This is a genomic window from Mycobacterium sp. 94-17, from assembly GCF_035617725.1.
Lineage (GTDB): Bacteria > Actinomycetota > Actinomycetes > Mycobacteriales > Mycobacteriaceae > Mycobacterium.
Map to the genome: position 1 here is coordinate 1 of NZ_JAPIYN010000048.1, position 2,924 is coordinate 2,924.

Genomic DNA, 2,924 nt, shown 5'->3' on the forward strand with positions numbered 1-2,924 from the left:
CACCTCACCCCCATCCAGCACACCCACCGACGACAACCGCCGACCCGGATCCCCCACCATCGCCTGCAAAATCCGCTCCAGACGCTGCAGGAGGGTGTCGATGGTCTGGCTGTCAAAGACGGTGCTGTCGTATTCGGCGCGCAGGCCGAGTTGAGGCCCGGGTGCGGCGACCAGGGCCAGTGGGTAGTGAGTGGATTCGTGGATGGTGATGTCGGTGACGCTGAGTTCCTGGTCGGTGGACAGTTCGCTGGTGTCGAGGGGGTAGTTCTCGTAGACGAACAGCGTGTCGAAGAGCTGCTCGTGACCGGCCACGCGGTGGATCTCGCTGAGCGCGAGGTGGTGGTGCTCGAGGGTGTGGTTGTGGGCGCGCTGCAGCTGGTCGAGCAGCTCGGTGGTGGTGGCGTTCGGGGTGATCCGGGCCCGCACCGGCACGGTGTTGATCAGCAGGCCCACCATCGAGTCGGCGCCGACGACCTCGGCGGGCCGCCCGGAGACCGCGGTGCCGAAAGCGACATCATCGTGGCCGGTGAGCCAGCACAGCAGCTGGGCGAAGGCGGCCTGCAGCACGATGTTGATCGTGGTCTGGTGCGCGCGGGCCAATTCCGTCAGCGCCCGGGTGGTCTGCTCGGAGACGGCCAGCGACGCGACGCCTTGCGGACCCAGCGCCAACCGGCCCGCGGGGCCGACCAGGGTGGGGGTGTCGAAACCGGCCAGCACCTCACCCCAGGCCGCGAGGTCGGCGTCGAGGTCGCGATCGGCCAGCCAGTCGACAAAGCGGCGGTAGGGCGCGGCCGCGGGCAGCTGGTAGCCGTAGTACGCGGCGATGATCTCGCGGGTCAGGACTGATTTCGACCAGCCGTCGAGCACGATGTGGTGGTTGGTGAGCACGAACCGGTGCCGGTCGTCGGCGAGGCGGATCACCGCCGCCCGCAATGCCGACTGGTGGGCCAAGTCGCAGACCACGGCGCGTTCGGCGACGCACACCCGCTGGATCTGCTCCTCGACCTCGACACCGTCGGTGGTGGCGAGGTCGACGTAGCGCCACGGCACTACCGGGTCGGCCGGGATGACCTGGACGGGTTGGTCGAACTGGGCGCAGAACCGGGCCGCCAGATGCGGGTGCCGCGCCACCACGGTGTGCACCGCCGCGCGCAGCCGCTCGGCATCCAGCGGGCCGGCGATGGTCAGATCGAGCTGCACCGCATACACATCGTCGCCACCCCGGGTGCTGCTGGCATGAAACAGCAACCCCTGCTGCAACGGGGTCAACGGCAACACATCAGCGATGTCGTACTGCCGCGACAACTCATCGAGCTGGGTCTGGGTCAACCGGGCCGGGACGATATCCGACGGCGTCAACCCACCCCCACCACCGCGCACGTGCGCACAAATCCCGGCCAACGCCTCAAACCACAACCGCCCCAACCGCTCAACCTGGGTCGCATCAAGCACCGATTGCGCCCACGTCCAATTCGCGTGCAACACCGGACCCGCCTCAGACTCTGCGGTACCGGCGTTCACCGTCACGGTGTAGGCCAGCGGAGTAGGCACCGCCGCCACCGCCCCGGTCAACGCCACACCCGGCGCGCTGATCCGCCAAAACTCCTCCGACAACTCCGCAGCCGCCGCACCCAACCGACCCAAATAGTTGAACCCGATCACCGGCCCCGCATCACCCAACTCGACCTCGGGATTCCCATAACGCAACAACCCATACGTCAGCGGATCGGGCAGCGCACGCAACTGCTCCTTGCCCCGCTTGACCACCGCCCCCAACGCGGCATCCCCGGCACACACCCGCGCCCAATCCAACCCCCCCACCGACAACGCCACCGGATAGATCGCGGTAAACCACCCCACCGTGCGGGTCAAATCCACCCCGGCGGCCACCTCCTCATCACGGCCGTGACCCTCCACATCGATCCCGACCGCCGCCCCCCCAGCGCCCAAAAACTCCGCGACCGCCAGCCCGAACGCGATCACCAACACGTCCTGAACACCGGCATGAAACGCCGCCGGCACCTCACCCAACAACATCCGGGTACTCGCCACATCCAACTCCACCGACAACGACCCCGCACTGGCGAACGTATCCACCGCCGGACGCGGCGCCGCCAACACCGCCGGCACCGCCGTCACCGCACGCCAAGTCTCGGCCTGGGCCACCACCTCAGCCTGGCGCGCCCGCTCCGCCAACAACGCCGACCACCGCACAAACGACGTCCCCCCCGCCGCCAACGCGATCGGCTGCCCACTGTGATGCTGCGCCCACCCAATATTGAGGTCTTCCAACAAGATCCGCCACGACACCCCATCAACAGCCAGATGATGAACGATCAACGCCAACTGACCCGTCGCAGCCACCCACACCGCACTAACCATCGCCCCAGCCGCCGGATTCAACCGCGACCGCGCCGCCACCAACACCTCCGCCGACAACACCTCCACCACATGCAAGTGATCACCCACCCGCACCGCACCCGCCTCAGGCACCGTCAACGACCAACCCCCCGGCCCCTCCACCACACGCGCCCGCAACATCGCATGCCGATCCAGCAACGCCTGCAACACCACCACCACATCGGCCTCGGTCACCCCCGCCGGGGCCTGCACCACGACCGCCTGGTTGTACTGGTCCACCGGTCCGGCGACGTGTTCGAGTCGGCGCATCACCGGAGTGGCCACAACCGTGCCGGTGTCCGTATCGGCCGGGCGGTCCTGCCCCTCGGTCACGCCGGCCACGCGGGCCAGCCGGGCCACCGTCTGCTCCACGAAAATGTCACGCGGCCGGCAGGTCAGGCCGGCCGCCCGCGCCCGGGCGACCACCTGCAGCGACAAGATGCTGTCCCCGCCGAGTTCGAAGAAGGAGTCTTCGGTGCCGACTTGGTCGAGTCCCAGGACCTGGGCGTAAATCCCGGCCAGGA

Annotated in this window: 1 protein-coding gene; it reads right to left on the reverse strand. The window is 68.3% G+C overall.

What is annotated here, in order from left to right; all coding sequences use genetic code 11:
* Nucleotides 1–2,924: condensation domain-containing protein (locus tag OQ789_RS25535; RefSeq protein ID WP_324689177.1), on the reverse strand; the 2,924-nt coding region annotated here is incomplete at both ends.